Here is a 25,921-nt window from a genome sequence, read left to right on the forward strand (position 1 = left end):
GGGAGCGGTCGCTCCCTGGGAGGCCAGGTCCGTCACGCGGGCCTCCCCGGTCGGGCACCCCGGGAGGCGGGGTGCAGGGTCTCGAAGAGGCGCTGCCAACGCGGCTGGATGGAGTCGGGCGCGTAGGCGCGTGCCGAGTCGAGCGCGGCGGCTCCCATGTCGGCGCGCCGGCCCTCGTCGTCCATCAGCCGGGTCAGCGCTCCGGCGAGCGCGGCGGTGTCGCCCGGTGGGACGAGGAAGCCGTCCTTGCCGTCGGTCAGGACGTCGCGCGGCCCGGTGGGGCAGTCGAAGCTCACGATGGGCAGCCCGAGCGCCATGGCCTCGATCATGACCATGGGAAGGCCCTCGAAGCGGGAGCTGAGGACGTACAGGGACGCCTTGGTGAGTTCCCCGTCCAGGTCGGAGGTGTGGCCCATCAGGAACACGTTGTTGTAGAGGTGGTGTTCGTCGATGAGGTTGCGCAACGCCGTGTGCTGGGGTCCGGAGCCGTAGATGCGCAGCTGCCAGTCCGGGTGGTGCTCAAGGGCCCGGCCGAAGGCCGGGATCAGCAGGTCGAAGCCCTTCTGTGGCAGCAGCCGCCCGGCCGCGACGGCGATGTGCGCGGGGTAGTTGCCCGCTTGGCGCGGCGGTTTGTGCACCGCGTTGGGGACGCACACCACCCGGGCGCCGGGCAGCGTCTGTTCGTACGCCTCGCGATCGCCCTCGGTGAGTACGGCGATGATGTCGAAGCGTCCGTAAGTCCGGGCTATCGCCGCCTGGACGTCGCGGCGGTGCGAGCGCAGATTCATGTGTTCCTGCGCGACGAGGGGCAGGTGTCTGGGCGCGAAGCGGGCCGCGAGGAGGTTGAGCCCGGGGCGGGTGGAGACCAGGACGCCGTCGTCCAGACCGCGCAGATGGCGGATGACGGCGCGTTCCACCTCGGGGGTGAAGAACTGGGCGCCGAACTCCCCCGCCGGTACGTACGCCGGCCGGTGTTCGCGCGCGCTCCTCGTGCGCCGGGACCGCAGCCAGGCGAACGGGCTGTCCTCGCCGGCGGGTCCGGCTCCGGCTCCGGACTTCTCCCGCTCGCGTTCGTCGACGAGGGGGACGAGCCGCACCCTCGGATCGAGTGGAAACCTGGGTTCCGTGCGGCCTCGGCGGGCGCTGACGATCTCCACCTCGTGACCGGCGGCGGCCATGGCGGATGCCTGGTTGAAGACGGTGCGAATGGTGCCGCCCATCCCGTAGGCGTGCAGCAGCAGATAGCGGATCATCATGTGCGGGTCCGCACCTCACCGGGGGTCGGCACGCACTCGATGGACAGGTTGTCCTTGACGGTGTAGTACGGCCTGGCCGCCACGTCCGTCCCCGTCCCCGCACCCGCCGGCAGCGGCTGCGCGGGAAAGACCATCACCTTCTTCTTGTCGGCCACCCCGTCCAGCCGCCGCCCGAGACGCAGCCGCACCGCCCCGCCGTCGTCGTCCTGTCCGCTCAGGTACGCGTCCCACACGGCGGGCAGTTCGACCTCTCCCGGCGCGAGTTCGGACAGCGGTACGGTCACATCGAAGCGGACGCCGTCGAGCGGCGCCGCGTAGGTGCGCCGACGCTCGGGGTGGCCGCGCAGGACGAGGGCGAGCTGCCAGGCGTGGGGAGGGGCGCCGGGCGGTGCGCCGTGGATGTCGCCGGCCACGCGGATGCTCCCCTCCCGCGCCCAGACCTGGGCGACCTCCGCATGCCCGCCGTCAGCGGCCCGAGGCGCGTCCCGCCCATCGGCGGGAGCTGTGGTGTAGCCCCAGGCCGCGCTGATACATCGCAGGGGTTCAGGGATCTCGTCGTGGGCGGGCAGTGCGCGGCCGGGCTGGACACGTCCGGTGCGGATCTTCTCCTTCCAGTCCCCGAGGCCCTTCCGGAGCTGATCCTCGCCCCGGGCACCGTATGCGAGCATGCGGGGCTCCCACTCGACGCCGAGGAACGCGCAGATGCCCCGCAGGGCCGCCTCGGGATCGGCGGTCAGCTCTTCGTACCGCACGGTGTGGCCGGGCAGCGCCTTACGGGCGCGCTCGACGGCTCGCATATAGCGCAGCGCGTCCAGCGCCGCCTCGTCCGGGTCGCGCTTGTCCGGATCGGCCTCGTGCCAGGAGCGGGCGATGGAGGCGGGGTGGCGCAACAGGAAGAGGAAGCGGGCGTCGGGCCAGCACGCGGCGAGCCGCTGATAGGCGAAGGCGTTGCTGGGCGTCTTCTCGACGATGACGGGCTTGCCCACCCGGATCAGCTCCCGGTGCATCACCCGGTCCCACAGCAGGTGTTCCAGATCGGCGCGGTCCAAGTCCAGCTCCGCCATGGCCCGCTCGCTCAACGTGGTGCCGGGGCGGACCTCCAGCCTCCGTACGTGCAGCTCATGCGGGGAGTGCAGCTGGGAGTGGGCGTTCAGCAGCAGCCGCAGCAGCGTCGAGCCGGACCGTACGGGCGAGATGATGAAGACCGGTTTGCGCAGCAGCCGGTCGGTTTCCGGTTCGGCGGGTGGCCGGAAGGTGACGCGAGCCGCCCCGGACGTGACGGCGGCTGCTTTCGAGGAGGCCCCGGCGGTGGCTTTGGACACCGCCCGCGCGGGCGGTGCCACCCGGCGGATGGCGTAGCCCGTCCGGGACCCCAGCTGTGCGTTGAGCTGACGGAGGAACTTCATGTCGCGCCAAGTTAGGCACCGTTCCTGAGAGGAGGGACGGAAGACCCTGAGAATTCCGTAAGACGCGTTTCGGCCGACGCCGGCGGTGATGGCGGAACCCGCCAGCCGAACCCGTCAGGCGAACCCGCCAGCCGAACCCGTCAGGCGAATCCGCCAGCCGAACTCGTCAGGCGAATCCGTACAGGGCCGCCGGGTTGGTGACCAGCACCCGGTGGGTCGGTTCCTCGCCGAGCAGCGTCGTGAGCAGGGTCAGGGACCGCTCGTCGTCCACGGGCAGGTACGGCTGGACACGGCGCGGGTTCCGGTCGGCGGGGGTGCCGCCGGTGTGCGGCCAGTCGGAGCCCCACAGCAGGCGGTCCGGGCGGGCCGCGACCAGTGTGGCCAGGATGTCCCGCACATCGTCGTAGTCACCGGCGACCCGGTAGGGGGCGGAGAGCTTCAGCCACACGTGCCCGGTTTCCAGGAGTCCGAGGACGGTTTTCAGCGCGTCGGGCTCGTCCTTCGCCCCCGGCGTGACGCGGGCGAAGTGGTCGAGGACGACGGGAACCGGGAGGTCGGCGAGCGTGTCGGCCAGGGACGCCAGAGTGCGGGAACCGGCGTGCAGCTCCAGGTGCCAGCCGACCGCGCTGATCGTGCGGACGGTCTCCTCGATCCGCCGCCGGGCGCGCTCGGCGTCCGTCGTCGTGTGGACGCCCAGGTTGACGCGGGTGCCGCGGACCCCTGCCCGTTCCATCGTGGCCAGTGACGCGCGGTCGGTGCCGGGCGCGATCACGGCGATTCCCCGCGCGCTCGGGCCGAGTGCGCCGAGCGCGTCCAGCAGGCGGGAGTTGTCCGTGCCGTAGGGACTGGGCTGGACCAGGACGGTCCTGGTGATGCCGAGGCGGCGGTGCAGGGCGGTCAGTTCGGCGGGCAGGGCGTCGGGCGGGGTGTAGCCGCGGTCGGGTGCGTAGGGGTAGCGGGTGGCGGGGCCGAAGACGTGCGCATGGGCGTCACAGGCGCCGTCGGGGAGGGCCTCGGGGAGGGGTACGGCCACGGGGGCGGCTCCTTGTTTCACGGGTTTCGCCGGGGACCCTACTCCCGAATTTCTTGGTACAACAGTCTTCCAAAAAACCAAGCCGTGTGTTTGTGTATCCCTGGCGGTGGCATGCCGAGGACGCGGCGGCCACCTGCCTGATCCCCGTCCCTTGAGCCCCCTGGGCCAGCCTTCTGAGCCCCTTGAGTCCCTGAGCCCCCTTGGGCCCCCTTGAGCCGCAAAAGGACACCGCTATGTCCGATATCACCAGCTCCTCAGGCATCTCCTCCGGAGCGAAGCACTCCGCCGAAGCGCCGGTGGCCACGGATTCCGTGCCGCCTTCGACGCGGGCGGGGCGCCTGTGGCGCCGGGGGATGGACTTCGACATCGGGATCGTTCCGCTGCCGGTGTTCATCGCCCTCGCCGCGCTGATCGCGGCGCTGACCGCGACGGACAACATCACCGGTGAGCTCGCCGTGGTCATCGGCGTCATGTGCGTGTTCGCCTTCGCCCTGGGCGAGCTCGGCAAGCGGCTCCCCCTGGTCCGCGGCATCGGCGGGGCGGCGATCTTCGTGACGCTGGTGCCGTCGTACCTGGCCTACCAGGGGCTGATCCCGAGTGCCGCGCTCACCTCCATCGGCGGTTTCTTCGGCGACACCAAGGTGCTGAGCCTGTTCATCGCCTTCGTCATCGTCGGCAGCATCATGGGCATGGATCGCGGGGTGCTGGTCCGCGGCTTCGGGAAGATCTTCGCGCCGCTGGTCGCGGGCAGCGCCGTCGCCCTGGTGGTCGGCACCGCCGTGGGCACCGCGACCGGCCTCGGCTGGAAGCACACCGTGTTCTTCATCGTCGTCCCCATCATGGCCGGTGGCGTGGGGGAGGGCGCGATCCCGCTGACCATCGGCTACGCCGGCGTCCTGAGCGCCACCCAGGGCGAGCTGCTCGCCCAGGTGCTGCCCGCGGTGTTCGTCGGCAACCTCACCGCCATCCTCCTCGCCGGTCTCCTGAACCACCTCGGCAAACGACGCCCCGACCTGACCGGCCACGGACGCCTGGACGTGGCGGGCGGACCGGACCCGCTGGCGGCCGCCGAAGGCGAGCGGCCCGCCGCCCCGGTCACCGTGCAGCAGGTCGCCGCGGCCGGGGTCACCGCCGTCACCCTCTATCTGGCCGGTGTCCTCGCGCTGGATCTGTTCGACCTGCCCGCGCCCGTGGTGATGCTGGCCCTCGCGGTCCTGCTGAAGCTGGCGCACGGTGTCACGCCCCGCCTCCAGCAGGGCGCCGGGTTCGTCTACGACTTCTGCCTGGCCGCCATGGCGTTCCCCATGCTGTTCACCTTCAGCGCCACCCAGACCCCCTGGCAGACGCTGGTGAAGGGCTTCTCCCCGGCCCCGCTGGTCACCGTGGTGGCGACGGTCTGCGCCCTCGTCGGCACCGGGTTCGTCGTCTCCCGCTGGGTCAGGCTCCACCCCATCGAGGGCGCCCTGGTCACGGGCACCCACAGTGGCATGGGCGGCGCGGGCGACGTCGCCATCCTCACCGCGGCCGGCCGGATGCGGCTGCTGCCCTTCGCGCAGATCGCCACCCGGATCGGCGGTGGCATCACCGTGGCGCTGGCCCTGCTCGCGGCGCACACCGTGGGGCTGTGACCGCCCCGCCCACAGTCCCCGCCCACAGTCCCCGCCCACAGCGCCCCGCCCACAGCCCCCCGCCCACACCCCTCGCACACCCCCCACACCCTGGAACAGGAAAGGCAATCCGTGAACATCCTGGTACTGCCCGGCGACGGCATCGGGCCCGAGATCACCGCGGCCACCCTCGACGTGCTGAACGCCGTGGACAAGCGGCTCGGACTGGGGCTGACGTACGACACCCACGACATCGGCCTCGCCTCGCTGGCCGCCTCCGGCTCCACCCTGCCGGACGAGGTGCTGGACCGCGTCCCGCGCGCCGACGGTGTGCTGCTCGGCCCGGTCTCGCACTACGACTATCCGCCGCGCGCCGAGGGCGGCATCAACCCGTCCGCCGAACTGCGCACCCGCTTCCGGCTGTTCGCCAACGTCCGCCCCTGCGTCTCCCGCCCCGACCTGAGCGTTCTGCGCACCCCGATGGACCTGGTCATCGTCCGCGAGAACACCGAGGGCTTCTACTCCGACCGCAACATGTACGCGGGCGCCGGTGAGTTCATGCCCGACGAGGACCACGCCTTCTCCATCCGGAAGGTCACCGCCGAGGCCAGCCGGCGGGTGGCCCGCGCGGCCTTCGAACTGGCCCGGGGACGCCGTAAGAAGGTCACCGCCGTCCACAAGGCCAATGTGGTCAAGCTGTCGGACGGACTGTTCCTGCGCGAGGTGCGCGAGGTGGCCGCCGAGTTCCCCGACGTGGAGCTGGAAGAGCTGATCGTGGACGCCACCGCGGCGCTGCTGATCCGCAGCCCGGAGCGGTTCGACGTGATCGTGACGACGAACATGTTCGGCGACATCCTCTCCGACGAGGCGTCCGAACTCTCCGGCAGCCTCGGCCTCGGTGGCTCCATCAACGCGAGCGACACCCTGTGCGTGGCCCAGGCCCAGCACGGCTCGGCTCCCGACATCGCCGGTCAGGGCATCGCCAACCCCACGTCGCTGATCCTGTCCGCCGCGATGCTGCTGGACTGGCGCGGCCGGCGCGACGGCGACGACCGGCTCGTCCGCGCCGCCGCGGTGATCACCGCCGCGGTGGACACCACCCTCGACAACCCCGCCACCCGCACCCGCGACATCGGCGGCACCCTCGGTACCACCGACTTCGGCGCCGAGATCCGCCGTGTCATCGAGCGCACTGGAGAAACCGCCTGATGATCATTTCCAGCAACCCCGCCACCGGCGCCGAACTCGCCCGCTACCAGCCGCAGTCGGACCAGGAGGTGGACGCTGTCCTCGACGCGGCGGCCCACGCCCAGGCCGCGTGGCGCCGACGCGCCATCACCGACCGCACCCCCCTGCTGCGCGAGATGGCCCGTGTGCTGCGCGAGGGACGGGACGGCTACGCGGCGCTGATCACCGCCGAGATGGGCAAGCCGATCACCGAGGCCCGCGCGGAGATCGAGAAGTGCGCGGTGACCTGCGAGTACTACGCCGAGCACGCCCCGGCCCAGCTCGCGGACCGGCCGGTCGCCGCCGGCGCCACCGAGAGCGCCGTCGTCTACGACCCGCTGGGCGTCGTCCTCGCGGTGATGCCCTGGAACTACCCGTTCTGGCAGTTCTTCCGGTTCGCCGCCCCCGCGCTGGCGGCGGGCAACGGCGCCCTGCTCAAGCACGCGGGCAACGTGCCGCAGTGCGCGCTCGCCGTCGAGGAGGTCGTCCGCGAGGCCGGTGCCCCCGAGGGCCTGTGCCGGACCCTGCTGATCGAGGTCGACCAGGTGGCGGGTCTGATCGCCGATCCGCGCGTCGCCGCGGTCACCCTCACCGGCTCCACCGAGGTGGGCGCGATCGTCGCCGCCCAGGCCGCGGCCGTCCTGAAGAAGCAGGTGCTCGAACTCGGCGGCTCCGACCCGTTCGTCGTCCTGGCCGACGCCGATATCGCGCGGGCCGCCGCCACCGCCGTCGGGGCCCGGTACCTCAACGCCGGTCAGTCCTGCGTCAACGCCAAGCGGTTCCTCGTCGAGGAGCGGGTGGCCGATGAGTTCGTGGCCGCGTTCACCGCCGCGGCGGCGGCCCTGAAGGTCGGCGACCCGGCCGACCCGGACACCGCGATCGGCCCCATGGCCCGTGCCAACCTCCGCGACACCCTGCACGACCAGGTCACCCGCACCCTCGCCGCGGGCGCCGTGCTCGCCCTCGGGGGCGAGATCCCCGACGGTCCGGGCTGCTACTACCCGCCCACCGTCCTGGACCACGTCCGGCCCGGCATGGCCGCCTTCGACGAGGAGACCTTCGGCCCCGTCGCCGCCATCACCCGCGTCGCCGACGCCGACGAGGCGATCGCCCTGGCCAACCGGACCGAGTACGGCCTCGGCGCCGCCCTGTGGACGGGCGACCTCGACCGCGCCCGCCGGCTCGCCCGTGTCCTGGACGCCGGAGCGGTCTTCGTCAACGGCATGGTCGCCTCCGATCCGCGCCTGCCCTTCGGCGGCATCAAGAAGTCCGGCTACGGCCGTGAACTGGGCGCCGAGGGCATCCGCGAGTTCGTCAACACCAAGACCGTGTGCATCAACCACCCGGACCCGGCCGCCTGACCGCGTCGCACATGAACAACCACACGTACCGAAGCACCACCCCCACCCGACCAGAGAGGGAGACACCGCGCATGAGCTCCACCCCCGTCCCCGACCGGCCCTGCTGCGGCGGCTTCGCCCCCGCCGTGCTGCGCCCCGCGGAGCTGACCGCCTTCAGCCGCGGTGGCGGCGCCCGTACCATTCCGCTGGTCACCCGGGCGGTCGGCGCCGAGGTCTTTCTGACCGGCCAGACCCTCTTCGAGGGCGGCGCGGGCATTCCCCTGCACACCCACAACTGCCCCGAGAGCGTCACCATCCTCGAAGGCGACGCCATCGTGGAGATCGACGGCACCGAGCACCACGTGACCCGCTTCGACACCACCTACGTGGCCGCCGGCACCCCGCACCGCTTCCGCAACGCCTCGGACACCGCGCCGATGCGGATCCTGTGGATCTACGCCTCGGTGGACGCCACCCGCACCCTCGTGGAGACCGGCGTCACCGCCCGGGTCGACGCCGAGCACACCAAGCCCACCGGCACGACGAGCTGAGGACGGACCAGAACATGATCACGGAGATCGCCCAGATCGAGGTCCGGCCCGGGAGCGAGGAGGAGTTCGAGAAGGCCGTGACGGAGGCCCTCCCACTCTTCCTCGCGGCGGACGGCTGCGACGGAGTCGATCTGCACCGCGGCGTCGAGCAGCCGTCCCGCTACCGGCTCATGGTGCGGTGGGAGACCGTCGAACACCACACCGTGACCTTCCGCGAGTCCGAGGGCTTCGCCCGGTGGCGGGCCCTCGCCGGCCCGTACTTCGCCGCTCCGCCGCAGGTCGAACACGTATACTCCGTCCTTGCCCCATGACCGGCGGCCGGGATCGCACCGGTCCCGGCCAGCCCCGGCCACCCCTGCGGAGGCGCCAGCGATGAACCCGCCACCAGCGCGGAAGCGGACACCCGGCGCGGACGGCGCGGACGGTGCGGACGGCGTGCACGGTGCGGGCGGCGGCGCGGGCCAGGGGGCGACACCGCTGACCCGGCAGACGGCCGCCCGCATCGTGGAACACATCGCCACCGGCGGTCTGCCGGAGGGCACCCGGCTGGTCGAGCGCAACCTCGCCGACCTGCTGAAGGTCTCCCGCTCGCCCGTCCGCCAGGCCCTGCGGCTGCTGGCGGACGAGGGCGTGGTCGCGCCGGCCGCGCGCGGCGGCTTCACCGTGGCACTGACCGGCGAGGCCCTGACCCGGACGGCCACGGTCCCGCCCGCCGAGGACGACATCGAGGCGAGCTATCTGCGCATCGCCGCGGACCGCCTCGACGGCCGGCTGCCCGACCGCGTCACCGAGAACGCCCTCGCCCGCCGCTACGACCTCCCGCCGGGCCAACTCGCCCACATCCTGCGCCGCATCGCCGTCGAGGGCTGGATCGACCGGCTGCCCGGCTACGGCTGGGAGTTCCAGCCCATGCTCACCTCGATGGACGCCTACCAGGACAGCTACCGCTTCCGCCTGACCATCGAACCCGCCGCCGTCCTCGAACCCGGCTTCGTCCTCGACCGCGACGCGCTGGAAACCGTCCGCGCCCAGCAGCAACGCCTCGTCGACGGCGACATCTGGACCATCGGCAACGCGCAGCTGTACGACCTCAACAGCCGCTTCCACGAGGTCGTCATGGGCTGCAGCCACAACTCCTTCTTCATCGACGGCCTCCGCCGCGTCGACCGCCTGCGCCGGCTGATCGAATACCGCCGCTCCCTCAAACGTGACCGCGCCGTCGTCCGCTGCGCCGAGCATGTGCGGATCGCCGACCTCCTGCTGGTGGAACAGCGCGCCGAGGCGTCGGAGGCGCTCAGGGAGCACCTGACCACCGTCAGCAAGGAGAAGACGGACACGGACGCGCCAGGGGACATCGCCTGACGGCCGCCCACCCTTCCGGCCCCGCCGCCGCGCACTGCGCCTCGCGCGCCCGCGGAAGCACCGCGGGCGCGCCACCGTTCAGGAGCTGCCCGCCCCCGCGAACGGCACCTGCGCGGTGGGCTGTCGGGCCGGGGCGGGGTGGAAGGGGTGGGACCACAGGCCCTGGCGGCGCAGCAGGGGCAGGACGCCTTCGCCGAACCAGTACGCCTCCTCCAGGTGCGGATAGCCGGAGAGGATGAATTCGTCGATGCCGATGCCGTGGTATTCGGCGATCCGCTCGGCGACCTCGGCGTGGCTGCCCACCAGCGCCGTGCCCGCGCCGCCGCGGACCAGGCCGATACCGGCCCAGAGGTTGGGGTGGATCTCGAGGTTGTCCAGGCTGCCGCCGTGCAGGGCGAGCATGCGCCGCTGGCCCTCGGACTCGCTGCGGCCGAGGCCGGTCTGGATGGAGCGGACGGTCTCCGGGCCGAAGCCGTCCAGCAGCCGCCGTGCCTCCGCCCACGCCTGCTCGGCGGTGTCGCGGGTGATGACGTGCAGCCGGATGCCGAAGCGGACCGTGCGGCCCTGCTCGGCGGCGAGCGAGCGGATCCAGGCGATCTTCTGCGCGACCTGGGCGGGGGGTTCGCCCCAGGTGAGGTAGACGTCGGCGTGGCGGGCGGCGACCTGGCCGGCGGCGGAGGAGGAGCCGCCGAAGTAGATCTCCGGGACCGGGTCGGGGAGCCGGTTCAGCTTGGCGCCCTCGACGTGGAGGTGTTCACCGGCGAGGTCGACGGTCTTGCCGTCCCACAGGTCGCGGACGATGCTCAGGAACTCGCCGGTGCGGGCGTAGCGGGCGTCCTTGTCGAGGAAGTCGCCGTAGGCGCGCTGCTCCTGGCTCTCCCCGCCGGTGACCACGTTGAGCAGCAGCCGCCCGCCGGACTGCCGCTGGTAGGTGGAGGCCATCTGGGCGGCGAAGGTGGGCGAGAGGAAGCCGGGGCGGAAGGCGACCAGGAACTTCAGCCGCTCGGTGTGCTGACTGACCATCGCGGTGGTCAGCCAGGCGTCCTCGCACCAGGCGCCGGTCGGGGTGAGCGCGCCCACGAAGCCGAGGTGCTCGGCGGCGCGGGCGATCTGGGCGAGATAGCCGACGGACGGCGGGCGGTCCCCGCCGGCCGATGTGACGGGCGTGCCGTGGCCGCCGCCGACGACGTGGCGGCTGTCACCGTTGGTGGGCAGGAACCAGTGGAAGGTGAGGGACATGGTGCGACTCCGTTCAGAGGGCTACAGCAGCCCGTGCCGGGGTGGTTTCGTTCCGCTCAGCACATAGCGGCCGATGTGCTGGATCTTCCAGCGGGCCGGGTCGTGCAGGGTGTGGGTACGGGCGTCCCGCCAGTGGCGGTGCAGGCCCAGGGTGTCCAGGGCCGAGCGGGTGCCGGCGACCTCGAACAGCGAACTGCCCGTCTCCACGGCCGCGTTCGCCGCCGCCACCTTCGCCGCGGCCACCGCGATCGACGCCTCGGCGGCGGTGTCGTCGTCGAGGCGGGCCCGTGCGGCGTCCACCGCTCGGGCGGCGGCCGCCAGCAGGGCCTCGGCGCCACGGATCTGGAGGGCCAGTTCGCCGAAGCGCTGGATGAGCAGCGGATCCTCGGCGGCGGTGTCCACACCGCTCTCGAACCAGGGGCGGCTCTTGGTGCGGACGAAGGTGACCGCCTCCGCCAGCGCCCCCGAGGCGATCCCCGCGTCGATCGCCGCGTGCAGCAACTGCGCGACCGCGCCGTGCAGTTGGGGCCCGCGGAAGGTGAGGTGGTGCGGTACGACCCGGTCGGCCGGCACCGGCACGGCCGCCAGCCGGACGGTGCCGCTCGCGGTCGTCCGCTGGCCCATGCCATCCCAGTCGTCCACGACGGTCAGACCGGGCGCGTCCCTGGGCACATAGGCCACCTGGAGGTCGTCGTTCTCGCCCCGGGCCAGCACCGGGATCCAGTCGGCGAACAGCGCGCCGGTGGAGTAGTGCTTGACACCGGTCAGGGTGTACGAGCCGGCGGCGCCGGGGTCCAGCCGGGTGCGGATGTCCTGGACGTGCCGGGTGCCCGCCTCCGACTGGGCGTTGCCGAACCGCTTGCCCGCCAGCACCTCGCCGAAGAAGAACTCCCGCTGCGCCCGCGTGCCCTGTCGGCGCAGCACGTTGATGTACACGAAGTGGCTCTGCGGGATCTGGGCGAGGCTGGCGTCGGCGGCGGCGAGCAGCCGGAACACCTCGGCGAGGGTCACCGCGGCGACGTCCGCGCCGCCGTGCCCGGCCGGGACGGTGATCCCCAGCAGTCCGGACGCGGACAGCCGGTCCAGTTCGGCACGCGGCAGCCGGCGCCGCGCGTCGCGCTCGGCGGCGCCCGTACGGAACTCCTCGGCCAGCGCCGCGGCCACCTTCAGCGCCTCGGTGTCATCGGCGATGACATGGGCGGGCTCGGGCAGGGGCGACATGGTCAGCTCGCCGCCGCCAGCACGGTCGGGTGCGGGCCGAGCGCCGCCGAGAACTGGTCGACCACCTGCTCCAGCGCCTCGGCGGCCCCGGCCGCCACACGCACCCCGCCGTCCGGCTCGACCGTGATGTCCTTGTCGAGGGTGAACCAGCCCTGGACGATATGGGACGCGCCCATGGAGGACAGCACCGGCCGCAGCGCGTAGTCGATGGCCAGCACATGGGCCACGCTGCCGCCGGTGGCCAGCGGCAGCACGGTCTTGCCGGTGAGCGCGTACTGCGGCAGCAGATCCAGCAGGGACTTCAGCAGCCCGGAGTAGGCCGCCTTGTAGACCGGCGTCCCCACCACGACCCCGTCCGCCTGCTCCACCAGCGCCTTGGCCCGCACGATGGCCGGGTGCGAGAAGTCCGCGCCGAGCAGCGCGGTGGCGGGGAGGGTGCGTACGTCGAGCGGGATCACCTCATGGCCCTGGGCGGTCAGCCGGGCGTCCAGGTGGCGCAGCAGCCGGGCGGTGCGGGAGGTGGCGGAGGGGGAGCCGGAGAGGGACAGGACGGTGGCCATGAGCAACCCTTCGTGGTGCGGTCGGGGCAGGGGGACGGGAGGGGACCGCGGCGGCGGTCAGGACAGTGCGGGCTCGGGCTCCGGCAGCCGCGCCTCCAGCTCGCGGACCAGGGGCAGCACCCGCTTGCCGAAGTACTCCACCTCCTTGGGCACCCAATAGGCGAAACGCAGGGGTGCTGCGGGCATGCGGAACTCCCGGTGGAACGAATACGGGCATGGGGAATCGGCGCCACGGCGTCGAGCGGAATTCATCGCGGACGGGGCGGGGAAAGATCGGGCGGCGCGAAGGGGACGAGCGCCGGGGCGGGGCGGCCGCATTTCCTCGAGCGGCGGCCGGGACCCTTCCCGCGGGGCTTTGCGGGGCTCTGCGGGACTTTGCGGAAGAAGGGCCCTAGAAGCCTTTCCCGATCATGGGAGGCGAGGGGCAGTGAAGCGGAGGCGGACCCTCAGCGCTCGCTCGGACCCGATGGCAGGTCAGCCCGGACAGCAACAGAACGCGCTGGAGACACGCGCGAGGTCGACGTGGCGTCGCCGCGTGAGGTCCTGTCGCTTCATGTCACCGATCCAACCAGGGGGAAGTCCTGCCGGTCAAGAACGCCCGGGGCGTATTCCATATCGCGGACGCATGGACTGGGCTGCGGAAATTCCGCGGTGCCTGCTTCGAGATTACCCGGGAGGCGGGCCGGGGAGTGAGTCGGTATTCATGAGACCGTGATAGGGATCCCCTTGAACGGCGCGGACCGGGACGGGCATTCTGCGGCGTGTGCGTATCGAACAGCTGGAATACATCGCCGCGGTCACCCGCCTCGGCTCGCTCCGCCGCGCCGCCGAGGAACTGCATCTGTCCCAGCCCGCGCTCAGCGAGACGGTGCGCAATCTGGAACGCGAACTCGGCGTGGACCTGCTGGAGCGCAAGCGCTCCGGCGCCACGATCAGCGCCGAGGGACGGGAGCTGCTGCCGCATATCGTCAGCGTCATCGAGGCCGTCGACCGGCTGCGCGGCGCGGCCGGCGACCAGCACCGGGTCAGCCGGATGATCCGGCTGGGCACGGTCAACACCGCGACCGTCCCGCTGCTGATCCCGGCCGTCCGGGAGTTCCGCGCGACGCACCCGGTGACCCAGGTCGAGGTGGTGGCCGCGCAGCAGGCCGAGATCCACCGGGCGCTGCTGGAGGGGAGTTTCGACCTGGGCCTGGTCAACTACCTCCAGGGGGACGACGTCCCGCCCGCGCTGGAGACCACCGAGCTGCTGCGCGGCCGCCCGGTGGTCTGTCTGCGCCCCGACAGCCCGCTGGCGGCCCGGCCGACGGTGAGCGTGGCGGATCTGCTGGACGAGCGGGAGCCGCTGATCGTCATGCGCTCCGGCTATCTCATGCACCGTTTCATCCACCGGCTGCTGGCCGGGCGCACCCCGTCCTTCTCGTACTCCACCGACGGGGCCGAGATGGGCAAGCTGATGGTCGCCGAGGGGCTCGGCGTCACCGTGCTGCCCGACTTCAGCGTCATCGGCGACCCCCTGGAGCGCGGCGGCGCGATCACCTACCGGCCGCTCGCGGACGGCGAGGCCACCGAGGTGGCGCTGGTGATCCAGCGCCGCCGCTCGGGCTCGGTCCCGCGCGCCGTCCGCGATCTGCACCAGCTCTTCGTACGGCGCGCGGGGACGACGCCCTGAGCGGCTACGACGCCGACGCGGCAACGACCGCCTGCGCGGGCTACAGCTCCCTGAGCGCGGGCAGCAGTTGCTTCTCGGCCCAGTCCAGGAACGGCCGCTGGTGGTCGCCGCCGATCTGGACGAGGGCGACGTCCGTGAAGCCCGCGTCCACGTAGGGCCTGATCCGCTCGGTGAACTCCCCGATGTCGTCGCCGCACGGAATGGACGCGGCCACGTCCTCGGGCCGTACGAACTGGGTGGCGCCCGCGAAGGAGGCCGGCCCCGGCAGCTCCGAGTTGACCTTCCAGCCGCTCCCGAACCAGCGGAACTGGTCATGGGCGCGGGCGATCGCCGCGTCCCGGTCGGGGTCGTAGCAGACCGGGATCTGTCCGATCCGCGGCTTCCCGCTGCCGCCGTTGCGGTCGAACTCCGCCACCAGCTCGGACTTCGGCTCCGTCGCGATCAGGATGTCGGCCAGCTGCCCGGCCAGCAGGCAGGACTGCCGCCCGGAGACGGCGAGGCCGATGGGCGGCGGCTGGTCCGGCAGGTCCCACAGCTTGGCCGAGTCGACGTCGTAGTGGGTGCCGTGGTGGGTGACATAGCCGCCGGCGAACAGCGCGCGGATGATCTCGATCGCCTCTTGCAGCATCTCCTGCCGCACATCCGCCGACGGCCAGCCCTGGCCGACCACGTGCTCGTTCAGGTTCTCGCCGGACCCGAGCCCCAGCCGGAACCGCCCCTCGGACAGCAGTTGGAGCGTCGCCGCCTTCTGGGCGACCACCGCCGGGTGGTAGCGCACGGTGGGGCAGGTGACATACGTCGTCAGCGGGATCGAGGAGGTGGCCTGCGCGGCGGCACCCAGCACGCTCCAGGCGTAGGGCGCGTGTCCCTGGGAGGCCAGCCACGGGAAGTAGTGGTCGGAGGTCACCGAGAAGTCGAACCCGACCTGCTCGGCCCGGACCACGTCGTCGACGAGCTGACGTGGACCGGCCTGCTCGGTCATCATCGTGTATCCCCATCGAACCATGGCCCACGAGTACCGTCCGGCCCGGCTCCCAAACGTCCCAAACCGGCTTCCGGGGCGGGAAACGACTGGTCACGGCGTGCGGCGGCGGCTCACCCGGCGTAGCCGTCAGCCGAGCCTGGCGGAGATGACGGGGGCCAGGCGGTCGGTGATGGTGCGGTGGCCCTTGTCGTTGGGGTGGACGGAGTCGGAAAGGTCGTCGGAGGCGAGCCAGCCGGTGGTGTCGACGTAGGAGACCCGGGTGTCGCCGGAAGCGGTGACGGCGGCCTGGGTCTCGGTGCCGAACCGGCCGCTGAAGGTGCGCAGCGCGAAGATCCACGCGTCCGGGTAGGCGGTGCGGACCTTGCGCAGCAGGCTGGCGTAGGCGGCCTGGAACTGCGCCGAGCCGACCCCGCGGCCCACGTCGTTGGTGCCGAGGTTGATGACCACCGCGTCCGCCTGGTAGCGGGAGAAGTCCCAGTCGGGGGTGGCGGCGTTCGGGTTCAGCTTGGTGAACTGCTGCTCCAGGCTCATCCGGTCGTCCGCCGTGTCGACGAGTGCGGCGCCGCCCTGGGCGATCTGGGTGTGGTCGGCGCCGAGCCGCTCGCCGATGAGCCAGCCGTAGGCGGTGCGGGCGTTCTGCGAGGTGGTGGTGCCCACCGTGATCGAGTCGCCGACGAATTCGATCAGCTTCTCCGGGGCCGGCGGGGCGAAGGTGGTGGCGCCGCTGTCCAGGGTCAGGCCCTGGAAGACCGCGTCACCGTGGTAGGAGCCCGCGACCACCTGGTAGTTGACCTGGAGGGTGTGGTTTCCGGCCGACAGCGGGGTCGGGGTGAGGTTCACCGTGCCCTTGGCCTCGTCGTAGAAGGTGGCGGGGCCGCCGTCGATGCTGACCCACAGGTCGATCGCGTTCCGCTGTTTGAGCCCCACGGTGCGGCCGGTGAAGCCGGTGCGGAAGTAGGCGCCCGCCCAGTAGGGGGTGTAGGCGGTGGCCGAACTCCGGGTGTCCCAGCGGCCGGTGAACCTGATGTTGGGGTCGCCCGGCTGGCCGGGGGCGACGGCGGCCGCCTTGGTGGCGGCGGCGCCCACGTCGGCGGCGATGACCGGGGCCAGGCGGTCCGCGAACTTGGTGTGCCCGGCCTCGTTGGGGTGGCCGTTGCCGTCCTCGTAGTCGGTGCCGTCGGTGAGCCAGCCGGTGGTGTCCACGTAGCGCACCCGGGCGTCGCCCGCCGCGTTGCGCGCGCTCACGGCCGCCTTGGTCTCCGTCACATAGCGCTTCTTGAGGGTCTGTACGGCGAAGAGGGCCGCGTTCGGGTACGTCGCGCGGATGTCGCGCAGCAAAGTGGTGTACGCCGACTGGAACTCGGCGCCCGTGACACCGTGCCCGATGTCATTGGTGCCCAGGTTGATGACGACCGCGCTCGCCTGGTAGCGGGAGAAGTCCCAGTTCTGATCGCCGGTCGAGGCCGTCTTGAAGAACTGCGTGGCCAGTCCCACGCAGCCGTCCTTGCCCACCAGGCAGTAGCCCGAGCGGGCGATCTGGGTGTGCCGCATGCCCAGCAGCTCGCCGGTCTTCCAGCCGTACGAGTCCAGCGCGAGCCGGTCGGTGAGGGCGCCCGCGGTGATGGAGTCGCCCACGAACTCGAGGAGCCCGGACGGCACCCGAGGAGCGACGGTGCCCGCGCCCGCGTCCAGGACCAGGCCCTGGAAGACGGTGTCGCCGGAGCGGTAGGAGACCCGGAGGGTGTGGGTGCCCTGGGGCAGCGGCTGGGGGGTGAGGGTGACGGTGCCCTTGACGCCCGCGTAGAAGACGTCGGCGCCGCCGTCGACGCTCGCGTAGAAGTTCACCGCCTCCCGGGCCTTGATCTTCACCGTGGTGCCGGTGAACGCGGTCTGGAGGTAGCCGCCGGTCCAGTTGGGGACGGCGGCGGTGGCGGAGCTCAGGTCCCAGCGGCCGGTGTAGACGATGTTGGGGTCGGTGACTGAGCCGTCCCCCAGGGCCGCCGCCGGGGTCGCCGCCGGGGCCGCCGCCGGAGCCGACGCCCGTGCGGTGGCGCCGAGGCCGACCCCCAGTGCGCAGAGCGACGCGGTCATGACAAGAACGAAGAGCGTGCGTAAGGAACGTGAGGCGGGCGAGGCGTGCGGGATCGATGGCATGAGGGTCCCCTCGAGGAGGTGATGGCTGCTGCCTGGGAGCGCTCCCAGGCGTCCGTGGCTCCACGATGGAAGCTCTGAATCGGTTCAACGTCAAGGTGTGCGGCGATGGTCGTCCACGGCGGACGTTCACGGCGTAAGTCCACGGCGGACCCACAGCGAACCTCTTCAGGGATGCCGCCGCACGAGCATGTCCGCGCACTTCTCGCCGATCATCATCGTCGTGACGCACGGATTGACGGCGATGAGGAACGGCATGGCGGAGCCGTCCGCGACCCGCAGCCCCCGCACGCCCTTGACCCTCAGCTGCGGATCGAGCGGCGCGTCCGGGTCCTCGGGCGGGCCCATCCGCACGGTGCACGCCGGGTGGTAGGCGGTGTTGTGGGTCTCGCGGACATAACCGGCCAGCTCGTCGTCGCTGTGCACATCGGGCCCGGGAGCCAGCTCGGCGCCCGCCCACAGGGCCAGTGCGGGCCGGGCGGCGATCTTGCGGGCGAGCAGCAGACCGCGGGTCATGATCTCCATGTCGTAGCCGTCGGTGAAGTAGCGCGGGTCCACCCGCGGCTTGTCGCGGAAGTCCCGGCTGGCCAGCCGCACGGTGCCCCGGGAGCGGGCGCGGGTGACGTTCGGGGTGAGACAGAAGGCGTTCTCCGAGGTGGGATAGGAGCGGCGGTAGGTGTTCAGGTCGAAGGGCACCGCACCGTAGTGGAACATCAGATCGGGGCGGTCCAGGCCGGACTCGGTGGCGGCGAAGATGCCGATCTCCCACCACTGGGTGGAGGTGGTGACCATGGGCTGCTCGGCGTTCCACATGATGACGCCCTCGGGGTGGTCCTGGAGGTTCTGCCCGACACCGGGGGAGTCCACCAGCACCTCCACCCCCGACTCCCGCAGATGCGCGGCTGGGCCGATGCCGGAGAGCATCAGCAGCTTCGGGGTGTCGATGGCGCCGCACGAGACGATGACCTCGCGCCGGGCGTGCACCCGCAGGGTGCGGACCAGATCGGGAGGGAGGTAGTCCACCCCGACACAGCGCCGGTCCTCGTCCAGAACCAGCCGTTTGGCCCGCAGTTCGGTACGCACCCGCAGATTGGGCCGGGAGTCCATGACGGGATGGAGGTAGGCGACCGAGGCGGAGCAGCGGGTGCCGTCCTCGCGGGCGTTGATCTGGAACCAGTTGGCGCCGCGCAGCACCGTCGTGCCGGTGTTGAACGGGGTGACCGGGATGCCCGCCTCCTCGCAGGCCGTCAGCACCGCCCGGCCGCACGGGTCCTCCGGCGGCACGGTGCGGATCCTGACCGGGCCGTCGCGGCCGTGGTGGTCGCCGGGCGCGTCGTTGTCCTCCAGGCGCCGGAAGAGCGGGAAGCAGTCGGCGGCCGACCAGCCGTCCAGTCCCATGGCCGCCCATTCGTCGAGGTCCTCGGCGGGCGCCCAGAAGGCGATGCAGGAGTTGTGCGAGGAGCAGCCGCCCAGCACCTTGGCGCGGGCGTGGCGCAGAAAGCTGTTGCCCCGCTCCTGCGGTACGACCGGGTAGTCCCAGTCGTAGCCGGACCCCAGCAGCGACATCCAGCGGTTCAGCCGCAGCACGTTGTCGTCCCCGAGGTCCGACGGGCCCGCCTCCAGCAGGCATACGCTCACCGAGGGGTCCTCGGACAGCCGCGCCGCGACCACCGAACCGGCCGTACCGCCGCCGACCACCACATAGTCGAACTCGTCCACGGGCCTCTCGCCTCTTCTCACGGGGGATGGTGACGGCGGCGTGCTCGGCGAGCACACCCGTACCCGTCGTCGTCCGTGCCGTTGTGCGAGGACCCCTCCGGCCGGGGCTCCGACGGAGGTCCGGGAGGTCCGGCCGCCGTCACTCTCACTCGAACCACCGCTGCGGGCGGGGCGCGGTGTTGCGCCAGACGTGCTTGAGCTCCTGGTATTCGTGCAGCCCCGACGGGCCCAGCTCACGGCCGATACCGGACTGTTTCATCCCGCCCCACTCGGCCCGCGGGACATACGGATGGAAGTCGTTGATCCAGACGGTCCCGGCCCGCAGCCGGGACGCCACCCGGTGCGCCTTCTCCGCGTCCTGCGTCCACACCCCGCCCGCCAGGCCGTACACCGTGTCGTTGCCGAGCGCGACCGCCTCGTCCTCGTCCCGGAACCGCTCCACGGTGAGCACCGGACCGAAGGACTCCTCCTGCACCACGGACATGTCCGGGGTGCAGTCGTCCAGGACGGTCGGCAGGTAGTAGAAGCCCCTCTCCAGCGCCGGGTCGTCGGGCGGCGTCCCGCCGCAGCGCAGCACCGCGCCCTCGTCGATCCCCGCCGCCACATAGTCGGCGATCTTCCGGCGGTGCTCGGCGGAGATCAGCGGACCGGCGCGGGCGTGCTCGTCGAACGGTCCGCCCAGCCGGATGTTCCGGGCCCGGTGCACGATCTCGTCGACGAACGCGTCATGCAGCTGCTGCTGGACCAGCAGCCGGGCACCGGCCGAGCAGACCTGCCCGGAGTGCAGGAACACCGCCGTGAGCGCGTAGTCGACGGCCGTGTCGAAATCGCAGTCGGTGAAGACGACATTGGGGTTCTTGCCGCCCAGCTCCAGGGCGAGCTTCTTCACCGTGGGCGCGACCGCCGCCATGATCCAGCGGCCGGTGGCCGCCCCGCCGGTGAAGGACACCATGTCCACCCGATCGTCGGTGACCAGCGGCGCGCCCGCGGTGGCCCCCGAGCCGAGGACCAGATTGGCGGCACCCCCCGGCAGCCCGGCCTCCGCCAGCAGCCGCATCAGATGGATCGCGGTGTGCGGGGTCAGCTCGCTGGGCTTGAGGACGAAGGTGTTCCCGGCGGCCAGCGCGGGCGCCACCTTCCAGGCCGTCTGGAGCAGCGGATAGTTCCACGGCGTGATCAGCGCACACACCCCGACCGGTTCGTGCACCACCCTGCTGTCGATCTCCGGACTGCCCACCTCCACCACCCGCCCGGCGCCGGCGGAGGAGATGAGATCGCCGAACCAGCGGAAGCAGTTCGCGATGTCGTCCAGGTCGTACTCGCTCTCGACCAGCCGTTTCCCGGTGTCCATGGACTCGGCGCGGGCGAGCGTCGACTTCTCGCGCACCAGCAGATCGGCCACCCGCAGCAGCAGCCCGCCCCGCTCGGCGGCCGGGGTGCCGGGCCAGGACCCGCGGTCGAAGGCGTCCCGGGCGGCCGCCACCGCGGCGGCCGCGTCCTTGGGCCCCGCCTCGTCGACCACGGCGACCAGCGAGCCGTCCGCGGGACAGCGGACCTCGCGGCTGTGTCCGTCGAGGGCGGTCGTCCAGTGGCCGCCGATGAACAGCTCCGGCATGGGTGCCTCCGGGCTCGGACGACGGTGGCCGGCCCCGGGGTGGATCCGTCGACGCACCCGGCCGGCCCACACACCGAGCCTAAGTGGCGCCGGTCCCGCTCGCACGGCGTACGGAAGGCGTCGGGCGGGGGAGGCTCGGGGCGAGGAAAGCTCCGGGCGAGGCGGGAGGCGATGGCTCCCGGGAACGAGTGCCGCGGGAACGAGTGCCGGGGGAACGGGTGTCCCGGGAAACCATCTGCCGACCGTGCTCGGCTCAGCCGCTCTGGTGCCAGGCCCCGTCGGCGTAGTCGTACCCGTATTCGGGGCGCCCCTTGACACCGCTGGTGCGGAACGGCGAGCCGTGGTCGTCGATCCGCAGCGTCCCCGAGCGGCCGCCGCTCGTCCAGTCCAGCTCCAGGTACCAGCTGCAGTCGCAGCCGGACGTCCGGGCGTTGACCAGCAGCACCTCCGGATCGGAGGCCGAAACCCGGTAGGGGAGGCGAACGGCCGGGATCGGCTCGCCGCCGTCATTGCCGTCGGTGGGGCGGGCCAGCGGACGGGCGGCGTCCAGGTCGACCGAGAAGGCGCGCGGGGTGAGGGAGCCCCCACAGCCGTTCTCCATGGCGAACGACGACCACGCGAGCGGGGCGCGGCGGCCCACGACCCGTACGTGCAGGGCCTGGAGGACGACCGCCGACGAGGCGCGGCCCTGCACCGTGACCTCGACATTGGTGGTCCCGCCGTGCACCGCGCCATGGGCGGCGGCCCAGGTCGGGGCGTCCTGCTCGGTGGGCGGCGGGGCAACCTCGGAGGGGGGCCGGTCGATGAGATAGCGGTGGTCGCAGCCGTTCTCCCAGACATGGGAACGGGTGGAGAGGGTGAGCGGGGCCCGGGTGGAACCGCCATCGCCCGGCCCCTTGGCCGAGCCGGTCCCGGGGGAGCCGGAGGGAGCGCCTCCGGCCTTCCGCTCGTCGTCGCGTTCGCCCTTCGCGCCGTCGCGGGGCGCGCCGGACGCGTCGTCGCCGTTCGTCTCCTGACGGTCCAGCCGCCCACGGGCGGTCGGCCCGGCGGACGGGGCGGACGAGGGGGCGGTGGCGGTGGGGGGTGAGGCCGCCGTGTCCTGCCGCCCGTCCGCGCCGGGCGGCCGCACCTCGACCGCCGTGACGGCGAGCACGACGACGGCGGCGGCCCCGGCCAGCAACGCCCACGGCCGCCGCACCCGTGCCCCGACGACGGCCTCCCCACCGCCCCCCGCCACCGCCCGCAACCCCCGCCGCCCACCGGCCACGGACCCGGCCTCCGCCTTGACGCCACCCCCGAAGCCGCGCGGCCCCCGCCCGTCGCCGCCCCGCTCGGTGGTACCCCTGGGGCGGTGTGCGGTCCCGCGTTGGGGTGCGGTCCCGGGCTGGTGTGCGGTCTGGGGCTGGTGCGCGTCCTCGTGCCGGGGTGTGTCCCCGTGCCGGGGTGTGTCCCCGTGCCGGTCCGTGTTTCCGCGCCGGGGTGGGTTCCCGGGCTGGTGTGCGGTCCCGCGTTGGGGTGCGTCCCCGTGCCGGTCTGCGTCGGCGTGCTGGGGTGTGTCCTCGTGCCGGTCTGCGTCGGCGTGGTGGCGTGCGGTCCTGGGCCGGTCCGTGTCCTGGTGCCGGTCCGTGTCCGCGCGCTGGGGTGTGTCGCCGTGCCGGTGTGCGGTCCCGCGCTGGAGTTCGGTCCTGGGCCGGTCCGCGCCGCCGTGCCGGTGTGCATCCCCGGACCCGTATGCGTCCTCGGGCTGGGGTGCATTGCCGGACCCGTGCGCGTCCTGGGGGTGGGGTGTGTCCTCGTGCCGGTCTGCGTCGCCGCGCTGGGGCGCGTCCTCGTGCCGGGCCGCGTCCTCGTGTCGGTGTGCATTCCCGGACATGTTCGCGTCCTGGGGCTGGTGTGCGGTCCTGGGCCGGTCCGTGTCCTGGTGCCGGTCCGTGTCCTCGTGCCGGTCCGTGTCCCCGCGTTGGGATGCGTTCCCGTGGCGGTGTGTGGCGTCACGGCCGGGTGCCGTCTGGTCCGGCTCGGTGCTGACGGCGGGGTGGCCCGGTGAGGGGGCGGCCGCGATGTCGGTTTGGTGCGCGGGCGGGCGGGTGTCGGTGGCCTTCGCCAGGTTCTCGGTCCCGGTATCCGTGGCCTCACTGGGAGGAGGGGCCGGTCGGGCGTCGGGGCTCGCGATGACGGTCCCGGCGGCGTCCGACGGGGCGTCAGGCGCGTCGGACGGGTCGTCGTCGACGCCGCCTCGTGCGGCGGCCGCTCCCTCGTCGCCGACCGGGCGTACGGCGTCGGCCGCGCCCCCGCGCGGGGCCGACGCCGTGCCCTCACGGTCGGCCTCGCGGTCCGCCGCGCGGGCGCGGCGTTTGGCGGCGTCCGCGCGGACCCAGCGGCGGTGGAGGGCGAGCAGTTCCTCAGAAGTGGCGCCGCACAGCCGGGCGAAGCGCTCGACGGGGGCGTAGTCCGCCGGGACCGCGTCGCCATTGCAATAGCGGTGCAGCGTGGACGCGCTGACGTGCAGACGCGTGGCCAGCGAGCCGTAACTGCGGCCCGAGCGCTCCTTCAGCGCACGCAAGCGTTCGGCGAAGTCCTCGACCTCTTTGGCGTTCCCCACGCCCACCACCCCCCATATCGGCCCCGGCGCCGCGGCATCGTCCCGCGGGCGTCCCGCGAGCTCCTCGTGAGCGCGTTCCAGGGTGTTGTCATACCCCCAAGTCAGCGTACGTGCAGGCATTCCAGCGTCCCGAATGCCACGCCAGCCGTAGCGGCCACGGCCACGTGGCGCACACGCTTGTCCCGCCGTCGCGACCTGCCGGTGCGGCGGCGACATGCTGAGATCCTGAGATCGGGAAGAGACGAGGAACCACCTCATGCGCAAGCCCACGCACGCACTTCGCGGCGCCGCGCTCGGCGCGGTGTCCGCGGCCGCCGCCGTGGCCGTGGCCGTGGCCGGGACCGGACCGGCCCACGCCCAGACCCACACGCCGGCGGCCCGGACCACGGCGCAGGCCGTCCCCCGGAGCACGCCCGCCCACCTCGTGCCGAGGGAACTCCCGCCGCATCCGAAATCCGACTGGTACGCGAGCGATGTCACCAAGGGCCTGCCCGAGACCGCTCCGTTCTGCGTCGAGAAGACCCTGCCGTCGGCTGGGGCGACCCACCGCGCCTTCTGGACCGAGTACGACACCGGCGCCACCCAGATCGTGGTCAGGACCGGCACGGTGGAAGCCGCCCGTAAGCTCGCCGCCGCGGCCGAGCAGAAGATCCGCAACTGCGCCGCCGACTGGCAGCGCGACTACCCGCAGGGCACCGCCTCATGGCGGGACTACGGCGCGCTGACAGCCGAGGACGGCGCCCACGTCTACGGTGTCCACACCTCGTATCCGGACTCGGAGCCCGGCATCCACCTCTTCGGGGTGGGGCGCGACGGCCGGACCGTCACCGTCGTGGCCTGGGGGCAGATGGGCGACTACGACCAGGCGCCGCTGGCCGACTTCAAGCGGACCACCGCCACCGCCGTGGTCAAGCTGTACCACCCGTGACGGGGACGGGTCCCAAGAGGGTCCGAGGAAGATGACGGGCCCGAGGGGTCTGACGGGGAGCCGGGCCTGAGGGGGAGCCGGGCCTGAGGGGGAGCCAACGGACAGCTGATGGGGGATCAGTCGGCGACCCGAGGGGGAGGGCCCGAGAGGGGAGGGCCCGAGGGGAGGGCTCGACGGGGGCTGGAGGGGAGGGCTCGACGGGGGAGGGGGACCGGTGGCGGCAACGCGGGGGCACGGGGGTGCGCGCGTCGCCGTCACCTCCTCACCTCCCCGGAGCCCGGTGGCTCGCGCGTCCCGCGCTCACTCCGCCGAATCGGCGTCAAGCCCGACGGGCTGGGCCGCCATCTCCCGCAGGCCGGCATCAAGACTGATCCGCGGTCGATAGCCGAGGTCGGTGCGGGCGGCGAGCGGCGACTTCCGCCGGATGGGGGCCGAGCACGAGGTGGCGGTCAAACGAACGGATCGCAAGACCGTGATCCACCCACGGGTGGGCCGCCTGCTCCTGGACTGCGAGACGCTCGTCGGACTCGACCGCCAGCAGCGACTGATGGTGCTCACCCCCGCCGACCACGAGAGCCGCGAACGCCTGCGACTGCTCCAGGTGCTCGGCCTCCAAGAATTTCCCCAGGCGTACGGAACGCCGTCCCCGGACGGTGACGTCGCCGCCTCCTAGCGAGGCCGCACACCCGGGCGGGTGGCCGATATGGTCGGAAGACGCCGCACCACAGGACGCCCGACCGTCGGAGGTTATCCGTGCCGAACGGCTCGCTCTCCCTCGCCGCCTCGCTCTACCTGCTCTCCTACGACCCCGAGACCGGCCGCCCCACCGGTGCTCACACCGCCCTCCTGGTCCGCGCCGCCGCCCTCACCGAACTCGTCCAGCGGGGCCTGCTCACCGACAGCGACGGCAGCCCCTGTCCGGTGGCCGACGCGCTCACCGGGGACCAGGTGCTCGACGGGCTGCTGGAACTGATCGGTGAATCCCGGCCACGCAGCTGGCAGGTCTGGGTGGGGCACCACCCGCGGCTCACCGAGCACGCGGTCCGCGACCAGATGGTGGCGGCCGGCTATGTGCGGCAGAAGGGGAGGCGGGTGCTGGGGCTGTTCCCGGCCAAGGAGTACGTGCTGGAACGGCCCGAGCAGGCGGCCGGGATGCGGGACGACGCGGTGCGCGCGCTGCACGGTGGGCAGCCGGCGGCCGATGTGTCCGAACGGGACGCGGCGCTGGTCACCCTCGCGGCCGCGGGCGAGCTGCGGACGGTGGTGACGGCCACGGACGCCAAGGTCCGCAAGGACCGGATCCTCGAACTGGGGGAGCGCTGCGGAGGCATGGGTCCGGTGCTGGAGAAGGCGATCGCGCAGGTGCGGACGGCGCTCGCCGCCGCCGTCGTCACGACCATGCTGACGACGACCACGGTCACGACCACGACCTGACCCCTCACCGTGG

General features: G+C 72.5%; 23 protein-coding genes. 10 read left to right on the forward strand and 13 right to left on the reverse strand.

What is annotated here, in order from left to right; all coding sequences use genetic code 11:
- Window positions 1-32 precede the first annotated feature (32 nt).
- The 3 genes from PS467_RS32670 to PS467_RS32680 all read right to left on the reverse strand — a co-directional run bounded on the left by PS467_RS32670 (window position 33) and on the right by PS467_RS32680 (window position 3,695).
- Entirely contained in the window at window positions 33-1,256 is a 1,224-nt protein-coding gene (locus PS467_RS32670) for a glycosyltransferase family 4 protein (RefSeq protein WP_311038237.1), read from the reverse strand.
- Window positions 1,253-2,662: a sulfotransferase family protein gene (locus PS467_RS32675; protein ID WP_311038238.1), complete on the reverse strand. Its 1,410-nt coding sequence runs from the start codon at window positions 2,660-2,662 to the stop codon at window positions 1,253-1,255. The genes PS467_RS32670 and PS467_RS32675 overlap by 4 nt, the downstream gene beginning before the upstream one ends.
- 166 nt (window positions 2,663-2,828) lie before the next feature.
- A complete protein-coding gene (locus PS467_RS32680; RefSeq protein ID WP_311038239.1) occupies window positions 2,829-3,695 on the reverse strand; it encodes an amidohydrolase family protein in 867 nt (288 codons plus the stop codon).
- Window positions 3,696-3,928: 233 nt separating this feature from the next.
- On the opposite strand from PS467_RS32680, the gene PS467_RS32685 reads away from it, so the two are divergent.
- From PS467_RS32685 to PS467_RS32710, 6 genes are all read left to right on the forward strand, one after another.
- Window positions 3,929-5,323: a 2-hydroxycarboxylate transporter family protein gene (locus PS467_RS32685; RefSeq protein WP_311038240.1), complete on the forward strand. Its 1,395-nt coding sequence runs from the start codon at window positions 3,929-3,931 to the stop codon at window positions 5,321-5,323.
- Between the two features lie 111 nt (window positions 5,324-5,434).
- On the forward strand, window positions 5,435-6,511 hold the full coding sequence (locus PS467_RS32690; protein ID WP_311038241.1) for an isocitrate/isopropylmalate dehydrogenase family protein: 1,077 nt from the start codon (window positions 5,435-5,437) through the stop codon (window positions 6,509-6,511).
- Window positions 6,511-7,890, forward strand: coding sequence for an NAD-dependent succinate-semialdehyde dehydrogenase (locus PS467_RS32695; protein ID WP_311038242.1), 1,380 nt, complete (start codon window positions 6,511-6,513; stop codon window positions 7,888-7,890). Before PS467_RS32690 ends, PS467_RS32695 begins: the two co-directional genes overlap by 1 nt.
- Window positions 7,891-7,961: 71 nt before the next feature.
- Window positions 7,962-8,420, forward strand: coding sequence for a cupin domain-containing protein (locus PS467_RS32700; protein WP_311038243.1), 459 nt, complete (start codon window positions 7,962-7,964; stop codon window positions 8,418-8,420).
- 14 nt (window positions 8,421-8,434) lie between these two features.
- Entirely contained in the window at window positions 8,435-8,731 is a 297-nt protein-coding gene (locus tag PS467_RS32705; RefSeq protein ID WP_311038244.1) for an antibiotic biosynthesis monooxygenase family protein, read from the forward strand.
- 61 nt (window positions 8,732-8,792) lie between these two features.
- Entirely contained in the window at window positions 8,793-9,782 is a 990-nt protein-coding gene (locus tag PS467_RS32710) for a GntR family transcriptional regulator (protein ID WP_311038245.1), read from the forward strand.
- 78 nt (window positions 9,783-9,860) lie between these two features.
- Here the strand turns inward: PS467_RS32710 and PS467_RS32715 are convergent, their stop codons facing one another.
- From PS467_RS32715 to PS467_RS42215, 5 genes are all read right to left on the reverse strand, one after another.
- Window positions 9,861-11,021, reverse strand: a complete 1,161-nt coding sequence (locus PS467_RS32715; protein WP_311038246.1) for an LLM class flavin-dependent oxidoreductase — start codon at window positions 11,019-11,021, stop codon at window positions 9,861-9,863.
- A gap of 21 nt (window positions 11,022-11,042) precedes the next feature.
- A complete protein-coding gene (locus tag PS467_RS32720) occupies window positions 11,043-12,242 on the reverse strand; it encodes an SfnB family sulfur acquisition oxidoreductase (RefSeq protein ID WP_311038247.1) in 1,200 nt (399 codons plus the stop codon).
- Between the two features lie 2 nt (window positions 12,243-12,244).
- Window positions 12,245-12,802: an NADPH-dependent FMN reductase gene (gene ssuE, locus PS467_RS32725; RefSeq protein WP_268975297.1), complete on the reverse strand. Its 558-nt coding sequence runs from the start codon at window positions 12,800-12,802 to the stop codon at window positions 12,245-12,247.
- A 57-nt stretch (window positions 12,803-12,859) separates the two neighbouring features.
- Window positions 12,860-12,988, reverse strand: a complete 129-nt coding sequence (locus PS467_RS32730) for a hypothetical protein (protein ID WP_311040120.1) — start codon at window positions 12,986-12,988, stop codon at window positions 12,860-12,862.
- A 288-nt stretch (window positions 12,989-13,276) separates the two neighbouring features.
- A complete protein-coding gene (locus PS467_RS42215; RefSeq protein WP_361259773.1) occupies window positions 13,277-13,357 on the reverse strand; it encodes a putative leader peptide in 81 nt (26 codons plus the stop codon).
- A 208-nt stretch (window positions 13,358-13,565) separates the two neighbouring features.
- Between PS467_RS42215 and PS467_RS32735 the strand changes: the two genes are divergently transcribed.
- A complete protein-coding gene (locus tag PS467_RS32735; RefSeq protein WP_311038248.1) occupies window positions 13,566-14,474 on the forward strand; it encodes a LysR family transcriptional regulator in 909 nt (302 codons plus the stop codon).
- Window positions 14,475-14,514: 40 nt separating this feature from the next.
- Here PS467_RS32735 and PS467_RS32740 read toward each other — a convergent pair whose 3' ends face one another.
- The 5 genes from PS467_RS32740 to PS467_RS42220 all read right to left on the reverse strand — a co-directional run bounded on the left by PS467_RS32740 (window position 14,515) and on the right by PS467_RS42220 (window position 23,546).
- Window positions 14,515-15,480 (reverse strand): LLM class F420-dependent oxidoreductase, encoded by a 966-nt coding sequence (locus tag PS467_RS32740; protein ID WP_311038249.1) that lies wholly within the window; start codon window positions 15,478-15,480, stop codon window positions 14,515-14,517.
- Between the two features lie 105 nt (window positions 15,481-15,585).
- Window positions 15,586-17,550, reverse strand: a complete 1,965-nt coding sequence (locus tag PS467_RS32745) for a GDSL-type esterase/lipase family protein (protein ID WP_311038250.1) — start codon at window positions 17,548-17,550, stop codon at window positions 15,586-15,588.
- A gap of 228 nt (window positions 17,551-17,778) precedes the next feature.
- Window positions 17,779-19,329 (reverse strand): GMC family oxidoreductase, encoded by a 1,551-nt coding sequence (locus PS467_RS32750; protein ID WP_311038251.1) that lies wholly within the window; start codon window positions 19,327-19,329, stop codon window positions 17,779-17,781.
- Window positions 19,330-19,474: 145 nt separating this feature from the next.
- Complete coding sequence (locus tag PS467_RS32755; protein ID WP_311038252.1) at window positions 19,475-20,944, reverse strand: aldehyde dehydrogenase family protein; 1,470 nt, start codon at window positions 20,942-20,944, stop codon at window positions 19,475-19,477.
- 253 nt (window positions 20,945-21,197) lie between these two features.
- Window positions 21,198-23,546, reverse strand: a complete 2,349-nt coding sequence (locus tag PS467_RS42220) for a helix-turn-helix domain-containing protein (RefSeq protein WP_432280666.1) — start codon at window positions 23,544-23,546, stop codon at window positions 21,198-21,200.
- A gap of 256 nt (window positions 23,547-23,802) precedes the next feature.
- On the opposite strand from PS467_RS42220, the gene PS467_RS32765 reads away from it, so the two are divergent.
- The 3 genes from PS467_RS32765 (at window position 23,803) to PS467_RS32775 (ending at window position 25,908) form a co-directional block, all read left to right on the forward strand.
- Window positions 23,803-24,474: a hypothetical protein gene (locus PS467_RS32765; protein WP_311038253.1), complete on the forward strand. Its 672-nt coding sequence runs from the start codon at window positions 23,803-23,805 to the stop codon at window positions 24,472-24,474.
- Window positions 24,475-24,868: 394 nt separating this feature from the next.
- The gene (locus PS467_RS32770) at window positions 24,869-25,147 is read left to right on the forward strand and encodes an MmyB family transcriptional regulator (RefSeq protein ID WP_432280667.1); all 279 of its coding nucleotides are present in this window, start codon (window positions 24,869-24,871) and stop codon (window positions 25,145-25,147) included.
- Window positions 25,148-25,227: 80 nt separating this feature from the next.
- Window positions 25,228-25,908 (forward strand): GOLPH3/VPS74 family protein, encoded by a 681-nt coding sequence (locus tag PS467_RS32775; RefSeq protein WP_311038254.1) that lies wholly within the window; start codon window positions 25,228-25,230, stop codon window positions 25,906-25,908.
- Window positions 25,909-25,921: the final 13 nt, after the last annotated feature.

It is taken from the genome of Streptomyces luomodiensis (assembly GCF_031679605.1).
Lineage (GTDB): Bacteria > Actinomycetota > Actinomycetes > Streptomycetales > Streptomycetaceae > Streptomyces > Streptomyces luomodiensis.

Coding starts and splice junctions, on each gene's coding strand:
- PS467_RS32720 (WP_311038247.1), bottom strand. CDS start 12,242: ATGTCGCCCCTGCCCGAGCCCGCCCATGTCATCGCCGATGACACCGAG.
- PS467_RS32765 (WP_311038253.1), top strand. CDS start 23,803: ATGCGCAAGCCCACGCACGCACTTCGCGGCGCCGCGCTCGGCGCGGTG.
- ssuE (WP_268975297.1), bottom strand. CDS start 12,802: ATGGCCACCGTCCTGTCCCTCTCCGGCTCCCCCTCCGCCACCTCCCGC.
- PS467_RS32755 (WP_311038252.1), bottom strand. CDS start 20,944: ATGCCGGAGCTGTTCATCGGCGGCCACTGGACGACCGCCCTCGACGGA.
- PS467_RS32695 (WP_311038242.1), top strand. CDS start 6,511: ATGATCATTTCCAGCAACCCCGCCACCGGCGCCGAACTCGCCCGCTAC.
- PS467_RS32700 (WP_311038243.1), top strand. CDS start 7,962: ATGAGCTCCACCCCCGTCCCCGACCGGCCCTGCTGCGGCGGCTTCGCC.
- PS467_RS32675 (WP_311038238.1), bottom strand. CDS start 2,662: ATGAAGTTCCTCCGTCAGCTCAACGCACAGCTGGGGTCCCGGACGGGC.
- PS467_RS32685 (WP_311038240.1), top strand. CDS start 3,929: ATGTCCGATATCACCAGCTCCTCAGGCATCTCCTCCGGAGCGAAGCAC.
- PS467_RS32730 (WP_311040120.1), bottom strand. CDS start 12,988: ATGCCCGCAGCACCCCTGCGTTTCGCCTATTGGGTGCCCAAGGAGGTG.
- PS467_RS32670 (WP_311038237.1), bottom strand. CDS start 1,256: ATGATGATCCGCTATCTGCTGCTGCACGCCTACGGGATGGGCGGCACC.
- PS467_RS32710 (WP_311038245.1), top strand. CDS start 8,793: ATGAACCCGCCACCAGCGCGGAAGCGGACACCCGGCGCGGACGGCGCG.
- PS467_RS32740 (WP_311038249.1), bottom strand. CDS start 15,480: ATGGTTCGATGGGGATACACGATGATGACCGAGCAGGCCGGTCCACGT.
- PS467_RS32745 (WP_311038250.1), bottom strand. CDS start 17,550: ATGACCGCGTCGCTCTGCGCACTGGGGGTCGGCCTCGGCGCCACCGCA.
- PS467_RS32715 (WP_311038246.1), bottom strand. CDS start 11,021: ATGTCCCTCACCTTCCACTGGTTCCTGCCCACCAACGGTGACAGCCGC.
- PS467_RS42215 (WP_361259773.1), bottom strand. CDS start 13,357: ATGAAGCGACAGGACCTCACGCGGCGACGCCACGTCGACCTCGCGCGT.
- PS467_RS32705 (WP_311038244.1), top strand. CDS start 8,435: ATGATCACGGAGATCGCCCAGATCGAGGTCCGGCCCGGGAGCGAGGAG.